The sequence below is a fragment of the Chloroflexota bacterium genome, assembly GCA_040902225.1.
Taxonomy (GTDB): Bacteria; Chloroflexota; Limnocylindria; order QHBO01; family QHBO01; genus CF-167.
Window position 1 is genome coordinate 598912 of record JBBDXT010000004.1, and the last position, 25012, is coordinate 623923.

Genomic DNA, 25012 nt, shown 5'->3' on the forward strand with positions numbered 1-25012 from the left:
GTATCGGCTCGCGTAGGGAGCATCGGGATGCTTGAGCGATGGGCGAGGCCCTGGGCGCGTCTGTGGAACGGCACCGCGGGGGTGATAGACGCCATCTACCGCCGCCTCGGACGCACCGGGAAGCTGCTCCAGGACTTCCTGAACGGATCCTGGCTCGGCCACTCGCTGCACCCGGTGCTGGTCGACGTGGTGGTGGGCGGCTGGACGGCGTTGGTCCTGCTCCAGGTGCTGAGCTGGCTCGGCGTGGGCGACATGCGGGTCGCGATCCTCTGGGTCCTGGGGCTCACCTGGTTGACGGGCCTGTCGGCGATCGTCACGGGGCTGACCGACTTCAAGGACACCGCCACCGGGGACGAGCGCCACGTGGTGGGCCTCCACGGCCTGATCAACATCACCGCGACCGCGGTCCTGACTGGCGGGTTCGTGGCGCTGCTGGGCGAAGCGGACGCGATCGCCGGCTGGCTGATCGTGGCGGGTTTCGGGGTGCTCAGCGTCGGCGCCTTCATCGGCGGCCACGTCGTTTTCAAGTACGGTTACATGGTCAACCACAATGCCTTCTCGGGAGGCAAGAAGGCGAAGGAATTCACCCCCATCCTGCCCGCGGCGGACCTCGCCGAGGCGACCCTTACCAAGGCGATGCTCGGCCCCACCGCGCTCGTCGTGGTGCGGCGCGGCGACCTCGTCTTCGCCCTCAAGGAGACCTGCTCGCACGCGGGCGGGCCGCTCTCGCAGGGCACGCTGGCTGGGTACACGATCGTCTGCCCCTGGCACGCATCCGCGTTCCGCATCAGTGACGGCGCAGTGCGGCACGGTCCCGCCGCCACCCGCCAGGTCGCCTATCGCGCTCGGATCAGCGGCGACCAGGTGGAGGTCCAGGGACCGATCACCTAAGCAGCCGGTCAATTCGTGCCCGCCGGATACGGGCCCGACGGCCCTGATTCGGTATCCTGCTGACGCTGTCTCCGCACACCCGTCCGGTGAAAGGACCCGCGTGACCTACCGCCCCACCGCTGATCACGATGAGCTGCGCGCCGTGGTGCGCGAGCTCGCTGACAAACGCGTGGCGCCGCGCGCCGCCGAGATCGACGCCACGTCGGAGTTTCCGTGGGACCTCAAGGAGCTGCTCGCCAAGCAGGACCTGCTGGGCATCTCCTTTCCGGCGCGATTCGGGGGGACGGAGCTCGACAACATCTCGCAGGCCATCGTGGTCGAGGAGATCGCGCGGGCGGATGCCACCACCAGCCTCATCGTCCTGGTGCAGAAATTGGGCTCCCTGCCGATTATGGTTGCCGGCACCGAGGAGCAGCAGGCGCGCTACTTCCCGCGCCTGGCCAGCGGGGAGTGGCTGGCTGCGTTCGGCCTGACCGAGGCCGGCGCGGGGAGCGATGTTGCCGGCATTCGGATGCGTGCGCGGCTCGACGGCGACGACTACCTGCTCAACGGCAGCAAGCGCTTCATCACCCATGGCTCGATCGCCAACCTGGTCACCATCTTTGCCGTGACCGATCCCGAGGCCGGCGGGCGCAACGGGCTGAGCGCCTTCATCGTCGAGACCGACAGCCCGGGCTTCTCAGCGCCGCGCCTCGAGCACAAGATGGGGATCCGGGGCTCACCCACCGCCGAGCTGCACCTCGACGACGTCCGGGTCCCGGTCGGCAACCGGCTCGGGGCAGAGGGAGAGGGGTTCGCAGTGGCGATGGCCACCCTCGACCGATCGCGCCTATCAATCGCGGCCCAGGCGGTCGGCATCGCCCAGGGCGCGCTCGATTTCGCGGTTGGCTACGCGGCACAGCGCGAGCAGTTCGGCGCACGGATCGCCGACCTGCAGGGAATTCAGTTCATGCTCGCCGACATGGCCAGCGGCGTCGAGGCGGCCAGGCAGCTGACCTATGCCGCCGCGGCCGCGGTGGACGCGAATGCCCCCGACCTGGCGTATTGGACGAGCTCCGCAAAGCTGATCGCGGGCGATATGGCCATGCGCGTGACCACCGATGCGGTGCAGGTCCTGGGCGGTTATGGCTATGTGAGCGAGTACCCTGTCGAACGCATGATGCGCGACGCAAAGATCACTCAGCTGTACGAGGGAACACAGCAGGTTCAGCGAATGATCGTGGCGCGCCAGCTCCTGCGACGGGCGGGCGTGCCCCGGCCATCCGGGTAGTAGGGGAGTTCGGACCATCAGCCTGAAGATCGTGGTCTGCATCAAGCAGGTGCCCGCGACCACCGCCGAGAAGCGCTACACCGCCGACTTGCGGCTGGACCGAGCCGCCGCAGAGGCGGTGATCAATCCGCTGGACGAGTACGCCATCGAGCAGGCGCTGCGACTGCAGGAGTCCGGCGCGGTCGAGTCGGTCGGCTTCCTGTCGATGGGCCCCGAGCAGGCTGCCGAGGCCCTGCGCCGTGCGCTGGCCATGGGCGGCGACGACGCCACCCTGGTCACCGATCCGGTCCTCGCCGGGGCCGATGCATGGGCAACCGCACGGGTCCTGGCAGCCGCGCTCGACAAGCTGGCTCCGGACGTGGCCCTCATGGGGATGGCGTCCGATGACGCACGGGGCTCACTCGTCCCCGGCGCGGTGGCTGCCCTTCGCGGTATGCCGCTCCTCTCCTATGGCTCGGAGCTGCGCATCGAAGGCTCGTCCGCTCGCGTCCGTCGCCTGACGGCTGACGGGTTCGACATCGTCGAGGCGCCACTTCCCGTGGTCGCCAGCGTGACCGACCAGGTCGGCGAGCCGCGCTACGCATCCCTGAAGGGGATCATGGCCGCCAAGCGCAAGCCGATGGAGACCTGGGGCCTCGCCGACATCGGCCTCTCGCCCGATGAGCTCCACGGTGCGGCGCTGACCCGGGTGGTGGAGGCGCGCAAGCCGGAGGCCAAGTCGCCGACCGAGCGCGTCGAGGACGTGAGCGCCGACGAGGCCGTGACACGGATCGCAGATTGGCTCGCCGCCAGGAAGCTCATCTGATGAGCAATGACGTCGCCTTTCTCGCCGAATTCAGCGGAGGCTCGCCGACGCACGCGGCGCTCGAGCTGGCTGCGGGCGCTGCAGACCTGGCGGAAGGGAGCAAGGGCGCGGCGGTGGCCCTCGCCTACGGTCCCGGTGCGGCCGATGCAGGGGCGCTCGGCGCCGCCGGGGCGTCCCGCGTCCTCGTCCTGGGCGATGAGCCATCGCCCGCCATCACGCACGCCGCTGCGGCCGCTGCCGTCGTTCGTGATCTCAACCCGCTTCTTCTCCTTGCGCCTGCGACACCAAACGGCCGCGACTTGGCAGCCGCCCTGGTGGGCCTGGTGGCGCTCCCGGCATTCGGGCCGGTTCGCGCGGTGCGCATCGAGGCGGGCCGCGTGCGGACCGAGCAGGCCACCCTTCAGGGGACGGTTATCACCGTCAGCGAGCCGACCGACGACGCCGGCCAACCGGCGATCGTGCTCGTCCTGCCGAGCACCTTCACGCCGCGCGAAGGCGGAAGCGGCGCAGCGAAGGTCGAGCCCGCCGCAGCGTCCGAGGCGGGGCCGCTCGGCGCGGCGCGCATCGTCGAGTCACACCCCGCCGAGGCCGCGGTCGCCAACCTCGAGGAGGCGAGCGTCATCGTGGCCGGGGGACGCGGTGTCGGCAGCGCCGACGGCTTCGCGCCGCTGCACGAGCTGGCGGCTGCGCTGGGTGGTGCGGTCGGCGCCAGCCGTGCCGCGGCCGACGCGGGCTGGGTCCCGTACCAGCTCCAGATCGGGCAGACCGGCAAGGTCGTCAAGCCGGCGCTGTACGTCGGGTGTGGGATCAGTGGCGCGATCCAGCATCGGGTTGGGATGCAGACCGCCGAGAACGTGCTGGCCATCAACAAGGATCCCGACGCGCCGATCGGCGAATTCGCCGACCTGTTCGTGGTGGGAGACCTGTTCACCATCGTCCCGAAGCTCACCGCCGAGATTCGGCGCCGAAAGGGACGCTGACCACCATGGGACTGCTCGGCAGACGCCGGCCAAAGCGCGTGCACGGCCGGGAGCTGCAGGCATATCGGCGCGACCTCGCCGAGCTGACCACCATGATCGACCTGGAGCTGACCACGCTCGGTGACCTGGTCGACGCGTTGCGCCGCCGCGATGCCGATCCTGACGAGGCCGTGGTCGACCTGCAGGCCGGCGAGGAGAAGCTCGACCTCGCCGCCGAATCCCTGCGCGAGATGCTTGCGCCCATGGAGCTGCATGGGCTTCACGCCGAATACGAGGGGAGCCTGGAGCGCGCGTTGCGCGGGATCGTCACCGCGGAGCGCGGCTGCGGGATCACCCGGCTGCCCTACCGGCGACTCGACGATGAGGAGCCGCTCATCTATTGGAAGCGCGGCCATCTGAACATCCTCCATGCTCGCCTTCGGATGCAGGAGGTCGTTGCCACGCTGCTGACCTGGGAGCCGGGGATGCCGGCCGAGGCCACCGTCGCGGCACGCCTCGGCCGCGCCCGCTAGGTCAGAATCGCCCGCGGAAACGGGCAGATCAGGGCACATGTTGTGGTATGCTCCCTGCCGGTACCACCACTGGTGTAGTCCGCACGGGGAGCCTGCATGCTCTGTCCACGCTGCAACGAGTCGGGCACGCGGGTCATCGACTCGCGCGACCTCGAAGGGGGAAGCACGATCCGCCGCCGGCGGGAATGCGAGCAGTGCTCGTATCGGTTCACCACCTACGAGCGGCCCGAAGGGGCCCGCCTCACCGTCCTCAAGCGCGAGGGGAGCCGCCAGGAATTCGACCGGGGCAAGCTCCAGGCGGGGCTGATGCGGGCGCTTGAGAAGCGTCCGGTGACCCTCGCGCGGGTGGAGCAGGCGGTCGACGACATCGAGAGCGGCCTCCGCGCGCGCGGCGAGCCCGAGGTCACCAGCAAGGAGATCGGTCGCCTGGCGACCGAGGCGCTGCGCGACATCGACCAGCTCGCATACATCCGCTTTGCATCGGTCTATCACAGCTACGAGGACATCTCGACCCTCAAGCGCGAGGTCGACCGGCTGATGAAGCAGCGCACGCCCGCGGACGGCTAGTGGTCCTCTCCGACCGAGACATCCGGGCCGAGATCGCCGCCGGCCGGATCGTGATCGATCCGTTCATCTCCGAGGCCGTGCAGCCGTCGAGCGTTGACCTGCACCTCGACCGACGCTTTCGCGTCTTCCGCAACAGCCGCTACCCGTTCATCGACGTGCGAGCCGATCAGCCCGAGCTGACGGAGCTGGTCGAGATCGGTGGCGATGACCCATTCATCCTGCACCCCGGCGAGTTCGTGCTGGGGTCAACCCTCGAGCGGGTCGCGCTGCCGAACGACCTCGTCGCCCGATTAGAGGGGAAGTCGAGTTTAGGGCGGCTGGGCCTCCTCATTCACTCCACGGCCGGCTACGTCGACCCCGGCTGGGAGGGGAACCTGACCCTCGAGCTCTCGAACGTGGCCAACCTTCCGATCACCCTGTATGACGGGATGAAGATCGGCCAGATCAGCTTCCAGCGCCTCTCGAGCCCGGCCGAGGTCGGTTACGGCGACGCGAGCATCGGGAGCAAGTACCGCGGACAGCGGGACCCGACGGCCAGCCTGTACCATCGGGACTTCGAGCGAGGCCGCATCAAGCGCTGAGCCCGGCTGATATCCGGAGTTCGACGTAACCGAGCCACTCTTCGCCATCACGCCTGCCCGCCAGGCACGCATCTACGCCGGCGACGTCCGCGTTCGCGTCCTGCGCGCGGGCTGGTTTCGGCCCGATGCCGGCGGTTTCTTTGGCGTCGTCCCGCGACCGCTCTGGTCACGAATGGTCGAGGCGGATGAGCGTGGCCGGATCCTGTGCCGGCTCAACCTGCTGCTGGTGGAGGCGGGCGGCAAGCGCGTCCTGATCGAGACCGGCACCGGCGTCCGCATGACCGACAAGGACCGCGACATCAAGGGGGTCGAAGGGGGCGATCCGGCGGCAGCCCTGCGGGCCGTGAACGTCGATCCGGCGAGCATCGACTTCGTGGTGGTCAGCCACCTGCACTACGACCACGCCGGCGGCATGGTCGACGTCGACGGTCACCCGAACTTCCCCGAAGCGCGGTATGTGGTGCAGCGCGACGAGTCGGAGGCGGCCCACGGCGACGAGCTGCGCCTGGCGGGGATCATGGAGCGCGACCAGCTCGACCTCGTGCGCGCGGCCGGCCAGCTGGCGGAGGTGTCCGGCGAGGTGGAGCTTGTCTCCGGCGTGAGCGTGCTGCCGACCGGCGGCCACACCCGCGGCTCGCAGGCGGTGCTGTTGGGAGTCCGCAGCGAGGGACGCGAGGAGGATCTCGGTGAGCATGCGATCTTCTGGGGCGATCTGATCCCCACCCGCTGGCAGATCCCGGTACGCTGGACGAGCGCCTTCGATGACTACCCGATCCAGGCGATCGAGGTTCGAAACGAGCTCGTGACGCGCGCCGCCGCGGAGGGCTGGTGGTGCTACTTCACCCATGACCCCGGTGAGCTGCCAATCCAGATCGAGGCGACCGCCAGGGGATTCCAGGTCAGGAGTGAACCTTCGTGAAGACCCGTGTCAGCATCCTCCTTTCTCTGGCCCTGACGTTGGCGGGTTGCGGCTCGGGCTCCACCGAATGGACGCCGCTCCCCTCCGGAGCCGAGCCACCTGCGGCCTGTGCTCGGGCCGATGCCGACGGCGTGATCGCGATCTCCGCCGATCAGCTCCGCTTCAGCGCCCCCTGCATGGTCGCCCCAGCCGGCGTCGCGTTCATGATCCGCTTCACGAACGATGAGTCGGACGTGCACAACGTGGCGATCTACGCGGACCGCTCCAAAGCGGCCGCAGTCATTGTCGGCGACACGATCAGCGGGCCGAACAAGACGATCGACTATCCGGTCGAGGTGCTGGCCGCGGGCGAGTACTACTTCGATTGCACGATCCATCCCGCGATGAACGGCGCCCTGTACGTGCGCTAGGCGGGTCCCAGCAGCTCCTCGATCATCTCCAGCATGCGCGCCGGAGCCAACGGCCCGATCACCTCGCGCACCACCGTCCCGTCACCGTCGACGAAGTAGTGCCGCGGCAGGCCGGCCCGCGGCGACCAGCGGTAGAAGTTGTCGAGGCTCGGGTCGAGCAGGATGGGGTAGTCGATGGCGTAGCGCTCAACGAAGTCAGCCACTGAGGCGCTTGACTCTCCCCAGTCCACGCCCAGGACCAGCAGCCGGTCGCCGTAGGCATCGGCGAGGCGCTGCATGGCCGGCATCTCGGTGCGGCACGGCTCGCAGTTCGTGGCCCAGAAGTTGACCCAGGTGATGCGGCCCGCTCCCTCGGCGAGCGTCCAGTGGCGGCCATCGAGGTCGTCAGCCGAGATCGACGGAGCAGGGCGGCCGACGAGCGTCCCCTGCGTCCCGGCATCGTCGTCTCGCAGCAGGGGAATCGCCGCGAGGACGGCGAGAGTGACGGCCACGAAGCCGATCGCGATCACCCATAGCAGGGAACCTCGGCGCGCCCGTAGAAAGCCCACCGATCAGGCACCCAGCTCCGCAAGGAGCGCATGGAGGTCAGGAGCGGTGATCGGCGCTTCGAGGCGGTCGATCCCGTCAACGCCGATGACCGGGACGCGGAAGCCGTAGCGCAGCACGAGTGCGTCATCGGCCTCGATGTCGATCCGTGCATACCCTTCGCTTCCCAGCATCTCGTCGAGCAGGACGCGGGACTCGTCGCAAAGGTGGCAACCGTCGCGCTCGTAGAGGGTCACCCGCAACGGTCCTGCCATGGCCCGATGATAGGATCTCCGAGGCGCCGCCCCCGTAGCTCAGCGGATAGAGCGAGGCCGTCCTAAGGCCTGCGTCGGGGGTTCGATTCCCTCCGGGGGCGCTTCCAAGTAAGGCCGAGCCGAAGAACGGGCGGACCGGAGCGGCCCCACACGATTTGCTACCCTCCGCCGATGAAGCACTTATCGCTGTTCCTGGTGGCTCTTCTTCTGGTCGGTTGTCGCTTGGCTGGCGCGCCTGGGGCGTCCACCTCGCCCGAGGCGTCGACACCGTTTGTGGGGCCTGTCTCCCCAACCCCCGGGCCGCCTGCCTCACCCGAGTCGAACACGCGGTCGTTCACGCCCATGATCGAGTCGCCCGAGATCGGGGTGGACTACGACGTCTACCTGTCTCTCCACTGCGGATACGCGAACGTCCAGCAGGTCGGGTTCGGGGGGACGGAGTGGAGTTTCACGGAGAACGGATCCGCCGATTCGATCTTCGTGGAGGGAACCCTCCGGCTGGTTTCTGCCGACTCAGCTACGCTGACGGTGGATGGGGTTGCTCATCCCTTGGTCCCAGCGACCGATGACGGGGGGCCCATCTGCATCTGACCTAACCGCCGCGGGGGCGTGAGTCGCGACCGTTCGACCAGGCATGCGGCTCCGACACCCGCAACACGCAGGCGCCTCGCCACGCTGCCCGCGTCCGGCGGCTCCGCCGTGGTCTTCCTACGGTGACGGGCTGGCGTACCAATCGAGGGGGTCGGCTTTACTTAGTGAGCCCTCGATTCCCTCCGGGGGCGCCATCACCGACTGTTTCCCCCGCGGCATGAGCGACTCCACGCGTGATACGCGCCTGCAACGTTCTCCACCGCACCATCGGACAGTCTCGGGTGGGTCGCCATGGCTCGCCCGTTTGTTGGAGGAGATAGAGCCCATGAGTCAGACCAATGTGAACGTCCCGGGCAGCAACTCGGACGGAATGGGGGCCGGCATGATCGTCGGCCTGATCCTGGGAGTGATCGTCGTCGCTTTCCTCATCTGGTGGTTCCTGCTCAACGGCGGAGGCGGGGGAACGCCGGCGGATAGCAGTGCGCCGCTGCAGAGCGTCGTGGAGAGCATCCTGCCGACCGGCAGCTGAGCAGGCTCCCATATTCGGGGTGGGTACCGCGTCCTACTGGGCGGTCGCGGTACCCACTCCGTTCAGCATCACGACCCCGGTGATGATCAGGCCGATGCCGACCACCTTCACTGTGTCGAGCGTCTCGCGGAACAGGAAGAAGCCGATCACCACGATCGCGGCCGTCCCGACACCGGACCAGATCGCGTAGACCACACCCAGGGGGATGGTTCGCAGGCTCATCGACAGCGCGTAGAAGCTGAGCGCATAGCCGGCAACCACCACCACCACCGGAATCGGCCTGGTGAATCCGTCCGACAGCTTGAGCGAGACCGTGGCGATGATCTCGGAGCCGATCGCGATGGCGAGCCACAGCGCGGGATGCATCGGTCTACCTCGTCAGATGAAGGTGAACAGCCCCGCCATGCGGGCGAAGGCATTGGTCAGGATCAGCACCCCCATCGCCATGATGAAGAGGCCGGAGGCGACCTGTACCCAGCGACTGTGGCGTCGGAGGGCGTTGAGCAGCGGCCGCATGCGAGGCAATGCCACCGCCGCGGCAAGGAACGGGACCGCCAGACCGGCCGAATAGGCGACCAGCAGCAAGGCCGCCACCCAGGCGTCCTGGCTCGAGGCGCCCATCGTCAGGATGACACCGAGAACGGGGCCGATGCAGGGCGTCCAGCCGATGCCTACCAGTGCACCCAGCGCGAGGGCCCGCGCCGAACGGGCGGCGGGGAGGATGTCGGCACGTACGCCCACGCGCATGAAGCGGTCCAGCACGGGACCGAAGATGCCCGTCGTGACCAGCCCGATCCCGATCACCGCCACCCCGGCCAGTTCGCGGACCCCCTCGATCCGGAAAAGGACGCTTCCGAACAGGCCGACCGAGGTGCCGAGCAGGACGAAGAGGATGCTGAAGCCGGCGACGAACAGGAGCGCCTGGCCGAATACCGGGCCGCGCCAGGTGTGCGCCGCCGAGCCGGATCCGGCGACCGTCGCCGTTTCGCCGAGGAATGCGAGGTAGACCGGGACGAGCGCAAGCACGCACGGAGAGACGAAGCTCAGGATGCCGGCGACGAAGGCGAGGGCCAGGCTGACTTCCATCAGCGGACCAGGAAGGCAGCCGGGTTGGCCCCCGGCTCCAGGGTGATCGGCTGGGCGATGATCCAGAGGCTCAGCACGGTGTAGCCGATCATGAGCAGGACCAGGGGCAGCCCGGCCAGGATCGGGCGGCGTGCCGAATCTTGCAGGGCGCGGCGATGTGCGAGCACCACCGCGGCGACATGCCCCAGCACGATGGCGCCAACGGACAGGTACCAGACCGCGCTGATCGGCAACCAGTCGAGCGGCGGCGCGACCGTCGAGAGGGGATCGGAGATGAGGATTGGAATCCAGACCGCGCCCTGGATGACCAGAGTCAGGTAGTGGGCGATCAGATAGCCACCGGCGATCGGCAGCAGCGTGGCCGCATAGGCGCCGACGACGCTTCCGAGCGCTGACGGTTGCCGGTCGGCGTCATGCATGCGAAGGGTCACCCACGAGGCCAGGATGAAGATTCCCAGGAATGCGAGCCAGACGACCAGCAGGAGGATCGTCTGCACCGCCAGCACGGTGTTCAGCGCCCCGATCACCGGAAGCAGGGAGGTAAACAGCAGGTTCATGGCCGATCCGAACGGCGCCGTCTCCTGCAGGCCGTCGTAGGTCACCGCCGAGAGGACCAGCACGATGAAGGCCGCCTCTGACCAACCCGCCCTGCCTACCTCGGTCAGCCCCGCAAACCATGGGCGCAGCTCCGGACGGCGCTCTCCGGGCTCGGCGGCGACAGCGCACTCTGTGCAGTCCACACAGTGAGCGGGATCACATTCCTCGGAGCATCCCTCGCAGGTCTGTGGTACTACCACGCGCCGCCCGATCGGCCCGACGCGGCCGAACCAACCCAGGTACAGCTCAAACAGCTCCGCGTTGTGCAGCCAGGCGACGCGGCCGAAGAGGACCATACCCAGCAGCGTGAGGACGGTATATCCACCGAGCAGGACCGCGATCGTGGTTGGCGCTGTGCGATCCGGGAGGATGAGCTCCGCCCAGATGGCGAAGCTGAGAAGGAAGACCGCCGGCCAGCGACCCAGGGCGGCGGGGTAGCCCAGTCCGGCGTCCAGGTGGTCGAAGCCGATCAGCCTGGACAACCGCTCCAGGCCCGTGAACAGCGTGCGGAACGGGCTCATGGCGGGCCAGGGATTGCCGATCAGCACGCCGATGATGGGCAGCCCCACCCACATCCCGATCCAGAAGAGAACCGCCGGGAACGGAGAGATCGGATCCACCACGAGGCCGAGCGCGATCGTGCCGAACCACCAGGCCAGCCCGACCACTTGCAACGCGACCAGCGACCTGCTCGCCAAGGCCGGGCTCAATGGGCGGGTTGGGTATGCCGCCACCCGCCCAGCGGGACGCACGACCAGAACTGCCACCACGAAGGAGAGGGCGACGGTTGCCCCCGCCGCGGTCAGGTACAGGCCAAGGGGGACCGGGAGCGTGAAGACTCCGCCGAGCGCGTGCGCCGCCACCGGGAGTGGGGCCAGCGCCAAGAGCGCGGCGGCGATCAGTGGCGCGCTGGCGAGTCGCCTACCCCTCATGGACGGTGAGCAGTCCGACCTCGACCTCCGAATCATCGGCAGAGTGCAGCTCGATCACGAATTGGCCAGCCCGGTTGGCGGTGAAGGTAAAGGTCGCCGTGCCCCCCGCCTCGACCGTGACCTCGTCGTCGTAGCCATGGAGGTGAAGCTCTCCGCCGCGCTCGGAGGCGATCTCGATCGTCACTTCCTGGCCCTTGCAGACGTCGATCGATTCCGGGTCGAGCCGCTCGCCGCTCAGTGAGGTCTCGCGCTGCACCGCGCTCGCGTCGCAGTCGTCGGGCAGGTGAGCCTGCTCCACACAGCCAACGATGACCGCCGCGAGCAGGAGCAGGGCGATGGCGGTCCTCATCGCGCGACGTCCGTCCAGGTGGCGAGCAGGTCGTTCGCTGGTCCATCAGTGGTCATTCACGGAGAGCGTAATCGAGAACCCCGTATGCGGGTTGCGTCACTGCCCGCCTTCATTCCTCGGCGAAGAAGGGATCGTCGCCGAACAGCTCCAACCAGCGTCGCCGCATCTGGCGCACGGTTGCCACCACGGCGGCGTCGGAGGTGCCCGGCGGCAGCAGGCTGACGATCGCCGCCTGCACCGGTTCGCTGCCCTCCATCCCGAGCAGAGCGAGGTAATCGCGCACCCGCTGTGCCGGGGTCTTGCCGTGAGCGCGCGTGCGTACCAGCACATCGGCCTCGTGATCGAGGGCGCCCTCGTACTCGACCTCGCTCCGCTCGATCTCGGCGAGCAGCGCGGGGACGTGGTCGAGCCGAGGGTCCGAGTACGCCCAGCGCACGAACGAGTCGATCGCCGCTGGCTGGCGGTCGTGATGGCGCGCGTGGAAGGCCTGGAGATACTGCTGCCGCTCGGTCTCCGAGCGCGTCAGTGCGATCTGCGCCACCTGCCGCATCTCGGGTGTCCATCGGCGTAGAGACTCGACGAACTGTCGGAGGGTGAGGCTCCCCGCTGGCTGCGGCCGAAAGCGGTGATCATGGGTCGGCTGCACGGGCCCGTATACTAGCCCCCGCATGCGCCGCCTGACCTCGCGGGGCCGGCTGCCGCGCCTTGTCGCAGGCTTCGCAGCCATCCTCCTGGCCTTCACTTCGTCGCTGCCGGCGCATCCCGCCTCCGCAGCCGGTCCGGCATTGCGCTATGTCGGTGGCGAGCCCGCCACGCTCGATCCAGCCTTCATCGGCAGCGCCGGCGATGTGCAGTTTCTGCTTCAGCTGTACGCCGGCCTGACACGCCTCGACGAGGACGGCAAGCCATACGCCTCGCTCGCCGAATCGTGGTCGATGAGCGACGACGGTCGCACGTACACGTTCCGCATGCGATCCGGGCTGACCTTCAGCGATGGCAGTCCGCTCGATGCCACCGACGTGCGTCGCTCCTGGCTCCGGATCCTGGACCCCGCCACGGGGTCGAGTGCGCCGGACGTGCTCAGCGTCATCGAGGGTGCTGTCGAGCGACTTGCCGGCGGCTCGGAGGATGGCGTGGCCGTCGAAGCATCCGACGCACGGACGCTGACCGTCCGGCTCAAGCACGCCGCCGCCTACTTCACCGCGATTGCAGCGACTCCCACGGCGTTCGTCGTCCCACGCACAGCGACCGGGACCGACGACAGCTGGCAGTCGATCGACAACTCCATCGGCTCCGGGCCGTACGTCGCCCGCGGGACCGATGGCGCCGATCTGGTCCTGCGGGCCAACGATCGGTACGTCGCCGGCCCACCGCCGATCACCGAGATCCGCTGGGTTACCGATCTGACCGGGGACTCAGCCACCGCCTTTGCTGACGATGAGGTCGATCTGGCCAGCGTCGGGTCGTTCGATGCGGGATGGCTCGCCTACGACCGCGATCTCGGGCCGTTGCTGCACCGCTCGGCGGCGCTCGGCATCCAGTATTTCGGCTTTGACACCACCCGGCCTCCGTTCGACGACGCGAGGGTGCGCCGAGCGTTCGCCCTCGCCCTGGATCGGCCGCGCCTGGTGACAAACGCCGAGGGGAGCAGCGGCACGCCGGCCTCGAGCGTGGTGCCGCCGGCGCTGTGGCCGGACGGGCTCGAGGACGACCACGTGACCGATCTCGACGAGGCGCGCCGCCTCCTCGATGCGGCTGGATACGAGGATCGGACCCGCCTCGGCACGATCACGGTGAACGGCTCCGGCCTGGGTGTCGGACCGGCCGTGGCGATCTGGGAGCAGGAGCTGGGCGTGCAGTTCGCGGTTGAGACGATGGAGTTCAACGACTACCTGAAGGCGTTGGTCGTCGATGCAACGCAGGTCTTCACCATCAACTGGATCGCCGACTATCCGTCCCCGTACGCGCTCTACAGCCTCCTCCTGCTGCCCGATGCAACGAGCAACTACGGCCACTGGGACGATGCCGAATTCGTGCGGCTGCTGGAGGCGGCATCCGGCGCCGAGAGCGAGGCAGACCAGGCGATCGCCTACCGCGCGGTCGACGACCGGGTCGACAGCGAGGTACCCGTCATTCCATGGGCCTATGGCGCCGGCTGGTGGCTGGTGCGGCCGGGCCTGCGCGGGCTGGGCAACCTGACCACTGGCCTCCTCGACCTTGGGAGGGTGTCGTGGGAGCCGTAATGCGACGCGGCGCCCGGCTGGCGACGATCTTGCTGGCTCTGACGATCGCCCTGCCGCTTCCGACTGCCGCATTCAGTGGCTTCGGCTCCATGACCGCGAGCGCGACCTACGGGGGGCAGATGCGCTTCGCCGTTCAGCTGCCCGGTGGCCCGCCCGACCAGCTCGAGCTGCTGCTGCGCTTCGCAGGCTCCGACTCCACGGTCGTCGCCCCGGTGGACCCGGGCCCGTCGAGCGCGGAATATGTGTGGGATACCGGCACCCGGCACATCACGCCGAACACGTCGATCGCATATCGATGGCGGGCGACGACCGGCGAGCAGGTGAGCCTCAGCCCCGAGAAGACCCTCCTCCATGACGATGACCGGCCGGGACTCGACTGGCATGCGGTGCGGATCGGAGCCGCCACGGTGCACTGGTACGGCGGGGCCGAGACGCTGGCTCGCCATTTCGGCTCTGTCTCGGCGGACGCTGCCGCGACGGCGGAGACGCTCCTCGCTCACGACCTGGCTGGCCCGATCGACATCTTCGTCTACGACTCGCGCGACGACTTCTTTGGCGCCCTGGGATCCGGTGCCCACGAATGGACCGGCGCGGCGACGTTTCCGGCCCTGCGCACGATCTTCATGTGGCGGCGGGGTGGGTCGAACAGCTATCTCGAGACGACGATGACCCATGAGGTGACGCACGTTGTCTTCCAGGACGCCACCACCAACCCATTCCACGAGCCGGCCAAGTGGTTCAATGAGGGCCTGGCGGTGTGGTCCGAGGACCAATCGGCCAGCGGACATGAGGGTGCCGTCCGATCGGCCGCCGATGCGGGTGCTCTCCTGGCCTTCGACGGCATCACTGAGTCCTTCCCGATCGGCGATCAGGCGGCGCGCCTCGCGTACGACCAGGGGGCCACGATGGTGGAGATGATCATCGACACCCACGGCCGGCAGGCGATCGCCGCCATCGCCGCCGCATGGCGGGATGGTGCGGGCGACGACGAGGCGCTCGAAGCGGGGACCGGAGTCCCTGTCGACGAGCTGTATGACGCCTACTTCGCGTCGTTCGGTGTCCCGGCGCCGACCGCAGTGCAGCCCGCACCGATCCTGCCGTCGAACGTCGACAAGCCGCCTCAGCCGGAAGTCCCCGCCCCTGCCGGCGAGAGCGCCGCTCCCTCAGTCTCCCCCGTGCAGGAGCCCGTGGATTCGAGTGGCGATGTGGGCTGGATCCCGGCCGTGGCCCTCATCGGGTTAGGGGTGGGGGTCGCCGTGGCCCTCGTCGCAAGTCGGCGGCGACTCCACGCACAGCCATGAGCATCCGTCGCAGGCGACTGCTGGTCAGCCCGCAATGGGCGGTCAGCATCGCCGGGGCGCTGGCGGTGATCGGCTTCGTCGGGTACGCCCAGTGGAACGGGTCGCCGGAGAGGGCCCAGTTCACCACCTCGGTCCAGCAGGTGCTCGCGGACCAGGTCTCGCAGCTCGAGGAAGAGCAGGCGGAGCTTCGTGGCCAGCTCGCCGCGGCAGAGGCGCAGGTGCTGGAGTTCCAGAAGGCTTCCACGACCTCGACATCGGCCCTGGCGGAGGTGAATCGGCGCCTGGAGGATGCGCGTCTGGCGGTCGGTCTGACGCCCTTGCGAGGGCCCGGGGTGGTGATCGAGATCGCCGACTCCAACCGCGTGATCCCCGACGGCGAGAATCCCGCCAACTACATCGTGCTGGTCGACGACCTGCGCGACATCGTGGTCGCGCTCTGGGCATCGGGCGCCGAGGCGATCGCGATCAACGGCGAACGGCTGGTGGCGACCTCGTCAATCTATGGGGTGGGAGCATCGGTGCTCGTCAACACCGCATTTCTTTCGCCCCCGTTCCGGATCCAGGCGATCGGTGCCGAGGGCCTGCTCGACCGGTTCGCTACGAACCCAACCTTCCTGGGTCGCGTGGCTCAGCGCATCGAGGTGTTCGGGCTGGAGTTCGCGAGCCAGACGGCGGATGCCATTGAACTGCGAGCCTTCGTCGGCAACACCCGATTCCGCTGGGCTGTCCCGGCCGAAGAGCCGCCCTGATGAAGAGTCGCGTTGCGCAGGCGACCCTCTTTGCAGTGGCCATGCTGATCGGGCTGCTTGGGGTTGGCCAGCTGAATTCCCAGGCGCGCCCGATCGAGATCAGCCGTCTGTCGGCGCCCGAGCTGTCGACCCTGATCGAGACGCTCACCGCGCGCAACCGCGAGCTGCGCTCCGGCCTGGCCGACATCCGGGAGCAGCTGCGCCAGTACGAAGTGTCCGGTCCGCAGGGCGAGAGCGCCCTCCAGGTCAGCCGGGAGGATCTCCGACGCATCACCGCCTTCGGCGGACTGGCGGCGGTTGACGGGCAGGGGATCGTGATCGATGTGGACGGCAACCTCGATGCGATCGCGCTCAATGACCTGGTCAACGAGCTTCGCAACGCGGGCGCGGAGGCGATCGCGGTCGATGACGTACGGATCACGGCTCGCTCGGTGGCGACGGAGGGTCCGCGCGCGCTCGAGCTCGACGGGGTCGAGATTGGGGAGCGGTTCTCGCTGCGCGCGATCGGGTCGCCGGACGGGCTGCTTGGCGCGATCGAGCGCCCTGGGGGGATCATTTCGCAGCTGGAGCTGTTCATCAAGGCAACCATCCAGATACGGCAGGCGGAGTCGTTGGAGCTGCCGGCGACCGCCCTCTCGTTGCAGCCGGTGGTCGGCAAGCCGGTCGAATGAGGAGACGATGCAAGAGCTGATCGACCTGGCCCTCGACGTTGCGCGAAGCGCGGGCGCGGGGTATGCCGACATTCGCATCGTTGAACGGGGGACCGAGTCGCTGACCGTCAAGAACGGGAATCTCGCCGAGGCGAGCTCCAACCGGTCAGCCGGATTCGGTGTCCGGGTCCTGGTCGACGGGGCGTGGGGATTCGCCGGCAGCTCGCGGATGGAGCGGGCCGAGGTGGAACGCACGGCCCGCGAGGCGGTGGACATCGCGCGGGCAAGCGGCCTGGCCTTGCGGGAGCCGATCGTGCTCGACGACTCGCCGGCGGCCGTGGCGGTATACCGCACCCCGTATCGCGAGGACCCCTTCGAGGTGCCCCTGGACGAGAAGCTGCGTCTGATGTTCGAGGCCGATGCGGTCATGGGCAAGGTCGCGGGCGTCACCCTGCGGACAAGCAGCATGGATTTCGGTCGGGAGCGCAAGACCTTCGCGTCGAGCGAGGGCGCCCGCATCGAGCAGGAGATCGTTGATTCCGGGGCCGGGATCGAGGCGATGGCCTTCAACGAGCACGAGGTCCAGCGCCGCAGCTACCCCCAATCAGCGGGGGGTCAGCACGTCACCGGCGGCTTCGAGGCGATCCGCGACCTGCACCTGGATGACAACGCCCAGCGCATCGCCGAAGAGGCGGTCGCACTGCTGGATGCGCCGCAATGCCCGTCGGGCGAGATGACGCTGATCGTCGACTCACCGCAGCTGGCGCTCCAGGTGCACGAGTCCTGCGGCCATCCGATCGAGCTGGATCGCGTGCTGGGTATGGAAGCGAGCTTCGCGGGGACGAGTTTCCTGACCATCGACAAGCTCGACAAGCTGCAATACGGCAGCGAGATCGTGAACATTGAGGCCGATGCGACCGCGCCCGGGGGGCTCGGCACCTTCGGCTTCGACGACGAAGGAGTGGCCGCCCAGAAGGTCCCGATCGTGACCGCCGGGCGCCTCGTTGGCTATCTCACCAGTCGCGAGACCGCCCCGATCATCGGTCGCCGCAGCATGGGCAGCAGCCGCGCCTCCGGCTGGAACGTGATTCCGCTGATCCGCATGACCAACGTCAACCTGCTGCCCGGCGTAGCCGGCACGCTCGACGACCTCATCGCGGACACGTCCGAGGGTCTCTTCGTCAGCACCAATCATGCGTGGAGCATCGATGACCGACGCCTCAACTTCCAGTTCGGGACGGAGGTCGGCTGGCTGATCAAGAACGGTCGGCTGACGCAGATGGTCAAGAACCCCACCTATACGGGGATCACGCCGCGCTTCTGGGGCAGCTGCGATGCGATCTGCAGCCCGTCTGAGTGGACCCTGTGGGGCGTCCCGAATTGCGGCAAGGGGGAGCCGATGCAGACCCACGGTGTCGGCCACGGCGCCGCCCCCGCCCGTTTCCGTGGGGTGGAGGTCGGGGTCGGGCGATGGTAGAGCCGGGCGGCCGGGATCCGGCGGCGCTCGAGTCGCTGCTGACCCACGTGCTCTCCCTGGCGACCGACGCCGAGGCGGAGGCGATCTTCACCGAGCGGAATGCGGCACTGACCCGCTTCGCCAACTCGCGAATCCACCAGAACGTGGCCGAGCGTGATGCGACCCTGCGCATCCGGTTGGTGCGCGACGCTCGCACCGGGGTGGCCAGCACCAACCGACTCGACAATGATGGGCTGCAGGAGGCGGTGGAGCGCGCTTCGGCGACGTTGGCGCTTGCAACCCCGAACCCGCATGGTGCACCGCTGGCCGACCCCATTCCGTCCACTGCCGATGCTGAGCTGGGCTTCGTGGCCGCCACCGCTCGGGCCGATCCAGAGCTGCGTGCCGCGGGCGCCCGCGCTGTGATCGCCGCCGGCGATGCGGCGCACCTCGAATCCAGCGGAGCCTTCTCGACCGAGACGGCCACCCTCGCCGTTGCCAACTCGCGCGGCATGCGGAACACGCACTCGGTCACACAGGCCAAGCTGCTGACGGTGATGATGGACGGCAACGGCGCGTCGGGCTACGCCCAGGCGACCGGCCCGGATGTTCGCGCCTTCGACCCGGCGGCGGTGGGCGAGGAGGCAGCGGACAAGGCATCCCGGAGCACCGATGCAGTTGAGCTCGAGCCCGGCGAGTACCCGGTCATCCTCGAGGAGTACGCGGTCGCGACGATCCTCGAATACCTCTCCTGGATGGGTTTCTCCGCCCTGGCCGTGGAGGAGGGGCGCTCGTTCATGGACCTCGGCCAACGGATCATGGGGCCGAACGTCTCGATCTGGGACGACGGCCTGGATCCGCTCGGGCTGCCGACCGCGATTGACTACGAGGGCGTCCCCAAGCAGCGGGTCGACCTGATCAGCGACGGCGTGGCGCACGCGGTGGTCCACGATACCGCGACGGCGGCTCGCGCAGGGGTCGCCTCGACCGGGCATGGTCTGCCCGCACCGAATGCCTTTGGCCCGATGGCTTGGAACCTGTTCATGTCCCCAGGCTCGAGCGCCAAGGAGGTGATGCTGTCAGGCATCGAGCGCGGCGTGTGGGTCACGCGTTTCCACTACGTCAACATCATCCACGCCAAGCGGGGCATCCTGACGGGCATGACCAAGGACGGCACCTTCCTGATCGAGGACGGCCGGATCACGCGCCCGATTCGCAACCTGCGATTCACCCAGTCGATCCCCGAGGCGTTCAGCGCCATCGAGGCCATCGGCTCCGAGACCCGCCTCGTCGCGGCGGAGTACTCCGGCATCAACGCGCGGGTGCCGGCCCTGCGGCTCGCGAAGTTCGCCTTCACCGGAGCCACCGGCGCCGAGGCTCAGGGCTAGTTGTGGCCGCGGTCGACCTGCGCATCGGCGACCGGATCGCGCTGCGCAAGGCCCACCCGTGCGGCGCCCGGGAGTGGCGCGTGACCCGCATCGGGGCGGACATCGGGCTGGTCTGCGAGGGCTGTGGCCATCGGATCCTGATGGACCGGCTCGACGTCGAGCGCCGCTTCACCGCGCACCTCGAGCGCGGCCCGCGGACGGAGGACTGACCGATGGCCCACATCGAGCTGCCTCCACACGTTGAGCTGCCGGCCGATCTGCCGGTCTCCGAGCCTTCCGGCTCGGTATTTGCGAATCGCTCGTTCGTCCTGTTGTGGGTGGCCCAGGTGCTCAGCCAGCTGGCCAGCAACATGGTGCTGGCCGGACTCATGGCCACGGTGGTGCTGGCAACCAGGTCGAACACGGCCAACGCCGTCCTGATCCTCACCTTCCTGGTGCCGGCGGTCGCCTTCAGCGCCATCGCCGGGGTCCTCGTCGAACGCAGCGATGCACGCCTGATCATGCTTGCCTCGAACCTTCTGCGCGGTGGCGGGATCGTCCTCTTCCTGCTGGTCGGCAGCAACGTCGGGCTGATCTTCGTCATCAACCTCCTGGTCGCGACGGTGACCGCCTTCTTCGTGCCGGCCGAGCTGACGGCGATCCCGCGCCTCGTCGATCGACGGCAGCTGATGGCTGCCAACTCGACCTTTGTGCTGACCATCAACGCAACCTTCGCCATCGGCTTTGGCTTCCTGGGCCCGCTGCTGCTGACGACCGCAGGAGTGGAGGCCCTGTTCATCGTGGTGGCGGTCATGTTCGGCCTCGCTGCGCTCGCGATCGTGCCGCTGCCGGCCGTCCCACCCGAGAAGCACGCGGAGATCGGAGTGAGGGAGACCGGGCAGGCGCTCACCGTGGTCTTCGACCAGCTGAAGGAGGGCATCGCCTTCGTGCGCGGCCATCGAGCGATCGCCTGGTCGCTGGCCTATCTCGGGATCGCTGCCAGCCTGATCGCGGTGATGGGTGCCATCGGGCCTGGCTTCGCAACGGACATCCTGCTGCTGCGGCCCCAGGACTTCTTCTTTGTGATGGGTCCGGCGGGCATGGGCGCCGTGCTTGGAATCCTCCTGCTGAACGCATACGGCGGCAAGATCCCGAGACGGCTCCTCATCGACTGCGGTCTGGTGGCAATGGGCGTGACCCTGATCGCCCTTGCGCTGGTGAAGCCGATCACCGTTCTCGTGTCGCCTGCCCTGGAGCCGATCGAAAACAACCTGCCGGCCGCCCTCAGCCCGCTCCTGTCGCTGATCGCTCTCGTCGTGGTGATCGCGATCACGGCCGGTGTGGAGTACGCGTTTGTCGCCATCCCGGCTCAGACCGCCCTGCAGGAGGACCTGCCGGTGGAGGTCCGTGGCCGGATCTTCGGCATCCTCAATACCCTGCTGTCGGTTGCATCCTTCCTGCCGGTTCTGGTCGCGCCAGCTGCAGCCGACCTGGTGAACATCGCCTTCAAGGGCGCTGGGATCCCGGTCGTGATGGCCATCCTGGGACTCGTCACGCTGGGGCTGGGAATCGCCTCATGGCGCCGGAACAGGGCCGCGGGGTTGCACCGCGCCGACCCGGCAGGCCCCGCCGCGGCATGACGACGCGGGTCCTCGCCGCATCCATCCTGGTCGCTTCGGCCGTCATCGCCTGGATGGCGATCACGTTCGCCGTCGTGGCGCGCGCTCTGCAGGCGGCGATCGCCATCTCCCTGGTGTACGTCGCCTATCTCGCGCTGCGCGGCTACGGGGCGATGCGTGACGCGCATCGTGCGACGGCTACTCCGGGCGATCAGCCATGGGTCACGCTCCTGGTCGCCGCCCGCAACGAGGCACCGGTGATCGCCGCCACGCTCGCTTCGCTGGCGGCACAGGACTACGCACAAGCCGGGGAACGCCGCTTCGACATCGTCGTCGTGGACGATGGCTCGACCGATGAGACCGGGGCGCTGGCCCGCCATGCGGCCAGCACGCAGCCGGATCGGATCCAGGTCATGCGCCGCGAGCCCGGGGTCGGGCCCAGGACGAAGGCGGCGGCGCTGGCCTTCGCCCACGCGCACACGCGAGGCGCGGTGATCGGGGTGCTGGACGCCGACGCAGGCGTGTCCCCCGAGTTCGTGACCCGGGTCATGCGCGCCTGGCAGGCCGATCCGGGTGCGGCCGCCATCCAGGCCCAGCGCCGGGTCCACAACCGCGGCCACGGCTGGTTCGCCGCGGCACAGGACGAGGAGCTCCTGATGGACATGGCCAGCCAGTGTGGCCGGCGTGCCACCGACGGCACCGCCGAGCTCCGCGGCAACGGCATGTTCGTGCGGCGCGATGCGTTGGAGCGGCTCGGCGGCTGGAACCCGACCGCGCTGACCGAGGACCTTGAACTCTCGACCCGCCTCGTTGCGGCGGGGGAGCGGATCGCCCTGGCTCCGCAGGTGGAGGTCGGAGAAGAGGCGGTGACGACGCTCCCTGGCCTCTGGCGGCAGCGGCTGCGCTGGGCGGAGGGGAGCATCCGGCGCCTGATCGAGCTCGGGCCTGGCCTGCTGCGTGCAGAGCACGTGCCGCTCAGCCGGAAGCTCGATTTCCTGGCATTCACCGGCGAGTTCGTGATTCCTCCGCTCTTCGTGACGACGATCATCGCCAGCCTGCTGACCATCCCGCTGCCACGCGCCGCCGACTGGACCGTCCCGGCGTCCCTCTTCCTGGGGTACGGGATCGGGTCGTTCCTGCTTGCTCTCGCCGGGCTGGCGGCGCAGGGAGAGCGGGGGCCTGGGCTCATTGGACGAGCCGGCAGGGGCTCACTCTTCCTGTCGCACTGGCTGCTGGTGGTGCCCGCCGCCCTGCTGCGGATCGCGGCCGGCCGGCATGCGACGAGCTTTGTCCAGACGCGCCGCACCGGGCACCAGCCAAACAGATAAGCGGCCACGCATGAACGTGATGCAGGGTCGCATGGCGGAGCGTAGGATCGCGGCACGCGCTCGCCCGATGGCGAACGGATGGAGGCGATTGGCATGGCGGAGCACCCCGACGACCCACAGGCGTTTCACGTCGACGAGGATCCTCTGCAGCCCGTAGGCCCTGGACTGGATACGCCGCTGGCTGCGTCGTTCGATCCCACGCGGCTGGACTTCGGCCACTACGCCGGCAGGACGCTGCAGGAGCTTGCCAGCGTCGACCCGGACTACCTGCGCTGGCTGGTGCGCCATCCTTCGGGGGTGCGGTACCGGGCCGAGATCCATCGGGTGCTCGGGGTCGCGCCGTATTCCACCGACTGGAATCGCTGAGCGCCGCCGAGGCAGGCATGGCCGGCATCGAGCGACGGAGCTTCAACGAGCCCGACGAGGTCTATCCAACCGATGACGGGAGCCGCGCCGAGCTGATCCAGATCGGCGACAACATGGTCATGCGCTCGGTGATGCAGCCCGGCTGGAGCTGGGAGCAGTACGTCAAGCCGATGGGCGACGATCCCTCCTGCCCAATGGAGCATCGAGAAGTGATCCTGTCCGGTCGCATCCGCTACCTGATGGACGATGGGACCGAGGTGATCGGCCGGGCGGGGGACTACCTCGAGATCTCGCCGGGTCACCTCGCCTGGGTGCTCGGCGACGAGCCCTGCGTCACGATCGACTGGTAAGCCCAGATGTCCTGGACGGTTCGCTCGGTGATCGCAATGGTGCTCTGGGTGATTGCCGGCCTGCTGACCCTCTTCTTCATCTTCTCGGGCTGGTGGATCTTCGCGCCGTTCGCCTTCGCCAGCGGAACCGGCGGCAACGTGCTCATCCTGCTGTTGACGATCGCTGGCCTGGCGCTCGCCGCACATCTGATCGGGCGCCGCGCGCGCAGCTGATCCAAGCGCGCGGTGGACCCATCCGACTGACGGCGGCTTTCCACTGCGCCGACTACTTCGCCCATTTCGCGCCGGATGCGACGTTCGTGTTCTATACGACCGCGGCCTTCCTCGGCGCGCGCGCCGAGTACGAGGCCGAGTTCGACCGCTGGGAGGCGGACGGCTTCCGGGTCTTGTCGTGCGACTCGAGCGACCAGCGCGTCCAGGTGGCCGGCGATGCCGCGGTCTTCACCCATCGCGTTGCCACCCGCGCCATCATCGGCGGCGAGGAGGTCGCCTCCGACGAGCGCGAGACCATCGTCTTCCGGCGCGAGCCGGACGGTCGCTGGCTGGCGATCCACGAACACCTGTCCGCGACCCCCGCCGCGTCCTGCCCGTCGATGGCTCGCGCGATCGGCGTCGTCGGCGTCCAAGTCGCGCCGCGCCCGTACGACGTTGAGGTAACCTTGGACAAGTTCAGCCACGAGGTCCGCCGCCTGGCAGCGGCCTTCCCGGCCCTCGACCTGTATGTCTTCCCGGAGCTCTATCTATCGGCTCTCGGCTCCTACGGTGACGATCCGCCCGCGGGGTACGCGGCGAGCGTCGCCGAGCTAATCCCAGGACCGCTCGCAGAGCGAGTGGCGGACTTGGCGAGACAAGTCGGCAAGTGGATCGCGGCCGGCTCGGTCTACGAGCGGGCCGGCGACCGGATCCACAACACGGCCCTCGTCGTTTCGCCCGCCGGCGAGCTCGTTTCGACGTACCGAAAGCTATTCCCGTGGATGCCTTACGAGGAGACCGACCCGGGTGATGCGTACGCGGTCTTCGACATCTCGGGGGTGGGTCGGTTCGGGCTCGCGATCTGCTACGACGGGTGGGTGCCAGAGATCCCACGTACGCTGGCCTGGCTCGGCGCCGAGGTCATCCTCCAGCCGACCGCCACGCGGACTGTCGACCGGGAGCAGGAACTCGTCCTCGCCCGGGCGAATGCGATCGTCAACCAGGTCTTCGTCGTCTCCCCCAACAACGGCGGGATGTTCGGCGGCGGGCGCTCGGTCATCGTCGATCCAGAGGGGCGGCTGATGGTGGTCGGTGGGTCTGGCGAGGAGTTCCTGACCCAGGTCCTCGACCTCGACGCGGTCACCACGACGCGCGAGTACGGGACGGCCGGCCTGAAGCGGCTCTGGAAGCAGCTCCGCGACGCTCCGCCGCCACTCGCCGGCCCTTACCGCCATGGCTTCGCCGCAGGGCTGGTCATGGACAGGCTCGGACCGCTGTCGGGTCCCGGCTCAGGAAGTGCGACTCGCCGCGACGACGCGGGATCAGGCTAAGCACCGGCGGATGGTTCCGGCGTATCGGCCGCGTCTCCCGGCGGGGATCGACGAGCTCCATTGATGATTCGTCCGACTCAACTGAGCACGAGACTGGACGAATCGGTTGGCGGCTAACTCGGCTGTTTCGAGCAGTGGCTTGATGTGCTGTAATACGAATCGGCTCGGCTGAAATAACAACAATGTCTTACAGGCATGAGTTCATCCTGAGCACGATATCGGCGGGCGGCTAGCTCAGCTG

The 25012-nt window shown here is 68.5% G+C and carries 31 protein-coding genes and 1 tRNA gene; 25 read left to right on the forward strand and 7 right to left on the reverse strand.

The window, feature by feature from the left end:
- Nucleotides 1–27: 27 nt before the first annotated feature.
- The 9 genes from WEB29_05265 to WEB29_05305 all read left to right on the forward strand — a co-directional run bounded on the left by WEB29_05265 (nt 28) and on the right by WEB29_05305 (nt 6935).
- The gene (locus tag WEB29_05265; GenBank protein ID MEX2136359.1) at nt 28–891 is read left to right on the forward strand and encodes a Rieske (2Fe-2S) protein; all 864 of its coding nucleotides are present in this window, start codon (nt 28–30) and stop codon (nt 889–891) included.
- 100 nt (nt 892–991) lie between these two features.
- Nucleotides 992–2161, forward strand: a complete 1170-nt coding sequence (locus WEB29_05270) for an acyl-CoA dehydrogenase family protein (protein MEX2136360.1) — start codon at nt 992–994, stop codon at nt 2159–2161.
- 31 nt (nt 2162–2192) lie between these two features.
- Entirely contained in the window at nt 2193–2966 is a 774-nt protein-coding gene (locus WEB29_05275; protein ID MEX2136361.1) for an electron transfer flavoprotein subunit beta/FixA family protein, read from the forward strand.
- The gene (locus tag WEB29_05280) at nt 2966–3946 is read left to right on the forward strand and encodes an electron transfer flavoprotein subunit alpha/FixB family protein (GenBank protein ID MEX2136362.1); all 981 of its coding nucleotides are present in this window, start codon (nt 2966–2968) and stop codon (nt 3944–3946) included. Before WEB29_05275 ends, WEB29_05280 begins: the two co-directional genes overlap by 1 nt.
- Nucleotides 3947–3951: 5 nt before the next feature.
- The gene (locus WEB29_05285; protein MEX2136363.1) at nt 3952–4458 is read left to right on the forward strand and encodes a hypothetical protein; all 507 of its coding nucleotides are present in this window, start codon (nt 3952–3954) and stop codon (nt 4456–4458) included.
- A 96-nt stretch (nt 4459–4554) separates the two neighbouring features.
- Nucleotides 4555–5025, forward strand: coding sequence for a transcriptional regulator NrdR (nrdR, locus tag WEB29_05290; GenBank protein ID MEX2136364.1), 471 nt, complete (start codon nt 4555–4557; stop codon nt 5023–5025).
- The gene (dcd, locus tag WEB29_05295; GenBank protein ID MEX2136365.1) at nt 5025–5606 is read left to right on the forward strand and encodes a dCTP deaminase; all 582 of its coding nucleotides are present in this window, start codon (nt 5025–5027) and stop codon (nt 5604–5606) included. Before nrdR ends, dcd begins: the two co-directional genes overlap by 1 nt.
- A 172-nt stretch (nt 5607–5778) precedes the next feature.
- Nucleotides 5779–6525, forward strand: a complete 747-nt coding sequence (locus WEB29_05300; protein MEX2136366.1) for an MBL fold metallo-hydrolase — start codon at nt 5779–5781, stop codon at nt 6523–6525.
- Nucleotides 6522–6935, forward strand: coding sequence for a cupredoxin domain-containing protein (locus tag WEB29_05305; protein ID MEX2136367.1), 414 nt, complete (start codon nt 6522–6524; stop codon nt 6933–6935). Before WEB29_05300 ends, WEB29_05305 begins: the two co-directional genes overlap by 4 nt.
- Here WEB29_05305 and WEB29_05310 read toward each other — a convergent pair.
- Entirely contained in the window at nt 6932–7444 is a 513-nt protein-coding gene (locus tag WEB29_05310; GenBank protein MEX2136368.1) for a TlpA disulfide reductase family protein, read from the reverse strand. The genes WEB29_05305 and WEB29_05310 overlap by 4 nt on opposite strands.
- Before the next feature lie 42 nt (nt 7445–7486).
- The gene (locus WEB29_05315; protein MEX2136369.1) at nt 7487–7735 is read right to left on the reverse strand and encodes a glutaredoxin family protein; all 249 of its coding nucleotides are present in this window, start codon (nt 7733–7735) and stop codon (nt 7487–7489) included.
- 28 nt (nt 7736–7763) lie between these two features.
- Here WEB29_05315 and WEB29_05320 point away from each other — a divergent pair.
- From WEB29_05320 to WEB29_05330, 3 genes are all read left to right on the forward strand, one after another.
- Nucleotides 7764–7836, forward strand: a tRNA-Arg gene (locus WEB29_05320).
- 70 nt (nt 7837–7906) lie between these two features.
- Entirely contained in the window at nt 7907–8326 is a 420-nt protein-coding gene (locus WEB29_05325) for a hypothetical protein (protein ID MEX2136370.1), read from the forward strand.
- A gap of 325 nt (nt 8327–8651) precedes the next feature.
- Nucleotides 8652–8855 carry a hypothetical protein gene (locus tag WEB29_05330; GenBank protein MEX2136371.1) on the forward strand — a complete coding sequence of 68 codons (204 nt, stop codon included), beginning with the start codon at nt 8652–8654 and terminating at the stop codon, nt 8853–8855.
- 33 nt (nt 8856–8888) lie between these two features.
- Here the strand turns inward: WEB29_05330 and WEB29_05335 are convergent, their stop codons facing one another.
- From WEB29_05335 to WEB29_05355, 5 genes are all read right to left on the reverse strand, one after another.
- Entirely contained in the window at nt 8889–9221 is a 333-nt protein-coding gene (locus WEB29_05335) for a multidrug efflux SMR transporter (GenBank protein ID MEX2136372.1), read from the reverse strand.
- Nucleotides 9222–9233: 12 nt separating this feature from the next.
- Nucleotides 9234–9941 carry a cytochrome c biogenesis protein CcdA gene (locus WEB29_05340; protein MEX2136373.1) on the reverse strand — a complete coding sequence of 236 codons (708 nt, stop codon included), beginning with the start codon at nt 9939–9941 and terminating at the stop codon, nt 9234–9236.
- Nucleotides 9941–11470, reverse strand: a complete 1530-nt coding sequence (locus tag WEB29_05345; GenBank protein ID MEX2136374.1) for a hypothetical protein — start codon at nt 11468–11470, stop codon at nt 9941–9943. Before WEB29_05345 ends, WEB29_05340 begins: the two co-directional genes overlap by 1 nt.
- Nucleotides 11460–11819 carry a hypothetical protein gene (locus WEB29_05350; protein MEX2136375.1) on the reverse strand — a complete coding sequence of 120 codons (360 nt, stop codon included), beginning with the start codon at nt 11817–11819 and terminating at the stop codon, nt 11460–11462. Before WEB29_05350 ends, WEB29_05345 begins: the two co-directional genes overlap by 11 nt.
- A gap of 109 nt (nt 11820–11928) precedes the next feature.
- Complete coding sequence (locus tag WEB29_05355; GenBank protein ID MEX2136376.1) at nt 11929–12360, reverse strand: hypothetical protein; 432 nt, start codon at nt 12358–12360, stop codon at nt 11929–11931.
- Between the two features lie 127 nt (nt 12361–12487).
- Here WEB29_05355 and WEB29_05360 point away from each other — a divergent pair, with 127 nt between their 5' ends.
- From WEB29_05360 to WEB29_05420, 13 genes are all read left to right on the forward strand, one after another.
- Nucleotides 12488–14062 carry a peptide ABC transporter substrate-binding protein gene (locus WEB29_05360; protein MEX2136377.1) on the forward strand — a complete coding sequence of 525 codons (1575 nt, stop codon included), beginning with the start codon at nt 12488–12490 and terminating at the stop codon, nt 14060–14062.
- Nucleotides 14050–15363 carry a peptidase MA family metallohydrolase gene (locus WEB29_05365; protein ID MEX2136378.1) on the forward strand — a complete coding sequence of 438 codons (1314 nt, stop codon included), beginning with the start codon at nt 14050–14052 and terminating at the stop codon, nt 15361–15363. The genes WEB29_05360 and WEB29_05365 overlap by 13 nt, the downstream gene beginning before the upstream one ends.
- The gene (locus WEB29_05370) at nt 15360–16112 is read left to right on the forward strand and encodes a DUF881 domain-containing protein (GenBank protein MEX2136379.1); all 753 of its coding nucleotides are present in this window, start codon (nt 15360–15362) and stop codon (nt 16110–16112) included. The genes WEB29_05365 and WEB29_05370 overlap by 4 nt, the downstream gene beginning before the upstream one ends.
- Nucleotides 16112–16783 carry a DUF881 domain-containing protein gene (locus WEB29_05375; protein MEX2136380.1) on the forward strand — a complete coding sequence of 224 codons (672 nt, stop codon included), beginning with the start codon at nt 16112–16114 and terminating at the stop codon, nt 16781–16783. The genes WEB29_05370 and WEB29_05375 overlap by 1 nt, the downstream gene beginning before the upstream one ends.
- A gap of 7 nt (nt 16784–16790) precedes the next feature.
- On the forward strand, nt 16791–18239 hold the full coding sequence (locus tag WEB29_05380; protein MEX2136381.1) for a TldD/PmbA family protein: 1449 nt from the start codon (nt 16791–16793) through the stop codon (nt 18237–18239).
- Nucleotides 18233–19606 (forward strand): TldD/PmbA family protein, encoded by a 1374-nt coding sequence (locus WEB29_05385; GenBank protein MEX2136382.1) that lies wholly within the window; start codon nt 18233–18235, stop codon nt 19604–19606. The genes WEB29_05380 and WEB29_05385 overlap by 7 nt, the downstream gene beginning before the upstream one ends.
- 2 nt (nt 19607–19608) lie before the next feature.
- Nucleotides 19609–19815: a DUF951 domain-containing protein gene (locus WEB29_05390; protein MEX2136383.1), complete on the forward strand. Its 207-nt coding sequence runs from the start codon at nt 19609–19611 to the stop codon at nt 19813–19815.
- Nucleotides 19816–19818: 3 nt separating this feature from the next.
- On the forward strand, nt 19819–21225 hold the full coding sequence (locus WEB29_05395) for an MFS transporter (protein ID MEX2136384.1): 1407 nt from the start codon (nt 19819–19821) through the stop codon (nt 21223–21225).
- Nucleotides 21222–22532 carry a glycosyltransferase family 2 protein gene (locus WEB29_05400; protein ID MEX2136385.1) on the forward strand — a complete coding sequence of 437 codons (1311 nt, stop codon included), beginning with the start codon at nt 21222–21224 and terminating at the stop codon, nt 22530–22532. The genes WEB29_05395 and WEB29_05400 overlap by 4 nt, the downstream gene beginning before the upstream one ends.
- Before the next feature lie 93 nt (nt 22533–22625).
- Nucleotides 22626–22898 (forward strand): hypothetical protein, encoded by a 273-nt coding sequence (locus WEB29_05405; protein ID MEX2136386.1) that lies wholly within the window; start codon nt 22626–22628, stop codon nt 22896–22898.
- Between the two features lie 17 nt (nt 22899–22915).
- Nucleotides 22916–23248, forward strand: coding sequence for a cupin (locus WEB29_05410; protein ID MEX2136387.1), 333 nt, complete (start codon nt 22916–22918; stop codon nt 23246–23248).
- 6 nt (nt 23249–23254) lie between these two features.
- Nucleotides 23255–23461 carry a hypothetical protein gene (locus WEB29_05415; GenBank protein ID MEX2136388.1) on the forward strand — a complete coding sequence of 69 codons (207 nt, stop codon included), beginning with the start codon at nt 23255–23257 and terminating at the stop codon, nt 23459–23461.
- 26 nt (nt 23462–23487) lie between these two features.
- Nucleotides 23488–24771: a nitrilase-related carbon-nitrogen hydrolase gene (locus WEB29_05420; GenBank protein MEX2136389.1), complete on the forward strand. Its 1284-nt coding sequence runs from the start codon at nt 23488–23490 to the stop codon at nt 24769–24771.
- Nucleotides 24772–25012: the final 241 nt, after the last annotated feature.

Excerpts from the sequence above, each read along its gene's own strand:
- WEB29_05265 (MEX2136359.1), top strand. The coding sequence starts at position 28 with ATGCTTGAGCGATGGGCGAGGCCCTGGGCGCGTCTGTGGAACGGCACC.
- WEB29_05280 (MEX2136362.1), top strand. The coding sequence starts at position 2,966 with ATGAGCAATGACGTCGCCTTTCTCGCCGAATTCAGCGGAGGCTCGCCG.
- WEB29_05285 (MEX2136363.1), top strand. The coding sequence starts at position 3,952 with ATGGGACTGCTCGGCAGACGCCGGCCAAAGCGCGTGCACGGCCGGGAG.
- nrdR (MEX2136364.1), top strand. The coding sequence starts at position 4,555 with ATGCTCTGTCCACGCTGCAACGAGTCGGGCACGCGGGTCATCGACTCG.
- WEB29_05300 (MEX2136366.1), top strand. The coding sequence starts at position 5,779 with ATGGTCGAGGCGGATGAGCGTGGCCGGATCCTGTGCCGGCTCAACCTG.
- WEB29_05315 (MEX2136369.1), bottom strand. The coding sequence starts at position 7,735 with ATGGCAGGACCGTTGCGGGTGACCCTCTACGAGCGCGACGGTTGCCAC.
- WEB29_05325 (MEX2136370.1), top strand. The coding sequence starts at position 7,907 with ATGAAGCACTTATCGCTGTTCCTGGTGGCTCTTCTTCTGGTCGGTTGT.
- WEB29_05330 (MEX2136371.1), top strand. The coding sequence starts at position 8,652 with ATGAGTCAGACCAATGTGAACGTCCCGGGCAGCAACTCGGACGGAATG.
- WEB29_05335 (MEX2136372.1), bottom strand. The coding sequence starts at position 9,221 with ATGCATCCCGCGCTGTGGCTCGCCATCGCGATCGGCTCCGAGATCATC.
- WEB29_05340 (MEX2136373.1), bottom strand. The coding sequence starts at position 9,941 with ATGGAAGTCAGCCTGGCCCTCGCCTTCGTCGCCGGCATCCTGAGCTTC.
- WEB29_05345 (MEX2136374.1), bottom strand. The coding sequence starts at position 11,470 with ATGAGGGGTAGGCGACTCGCCAGCGCGCCACTGATCGCCGCCGCGCTC.
- WEB29_05350 (MEX2136375.1), bottom strand. The coding sequence starts at position 11,819 with ATGAGGACCGCCATCGCCCTGCTCCTGCTCGCGGCGGTCATCGTTGGC.
- WEB29_05360 (MEX2136377.1), top strand. The coding sequence starts at position 12,488 with ATGCGCCGCCTGACCTCGCGGGGCCGGCTGCCGCGCCTTGTCGCAGGC.
- WEB29_05370 (MEX2136379.1), top strand. The coding sequence starts at position 15,360 with ATGAGCATCCGTCGCAGGCGACTGCTGGTCAGCCCGCAATGGGCGGTC.
- WEB29_05375 (MEX2136380.1), top strand. The coding sequence starts at position 16,112 with ATGAAGAGTCGCGTTGCGCAGGCGACCCTCTTTGCAGTGGCCATGCTG.
- WEB29_05380 (MEX2136381.1), top strand. The coding sequence starts at position 16,791 with ATGCAAGAGCTGATCGACCTGGCCCTCGACGTTGCGCGAAGCGCGGGC.
- WEB29_05385 (MEX2136382.1), top strand. The coding sequence starts at position 18,233 with ATGGTAGAGCCGGGCGGCCGGGATCCGGCGGCGCTCGAGTCGCTGCTG.
- WEB29_05395 (MEX2136384.1), top strand. The coding sequence starts at position 19,819 with ATGGCCCACATCGAGCTGCCTCCACACGTTGAGCTGCCGGCCGATCTG.
- WEB29_05400 (MEX2136385.1), top strand. The coding sequence starts at position 21,222 with ATGACGACGCGGGTCCTCGCCGCATCCATCCTGGTCGCTTCGGCCGTC.
- WEB29_05405 (MEX2136386.1), top strand. The coding sequence starts at position 22,626 with ATGGCGGAGCACCCCGACGACCCACAGGCGTTTCACGTCGACGAGGAT.
- WEB29_05410 (MEX2136387.1), top strand. The coding sequence starts at position 22,916 with ATGGCCGGCATCGAGCGACGGAGCTTCAACGAGCCCGACGAGGTCTAT.
- WEB29_05415 (MEX2136388.1), top strand. The coding sequence starts at position 23,255 with ATGTCCTGGACGGTTCGCTCGGTGATCGCAATGGTGCTCTGGGTGATT.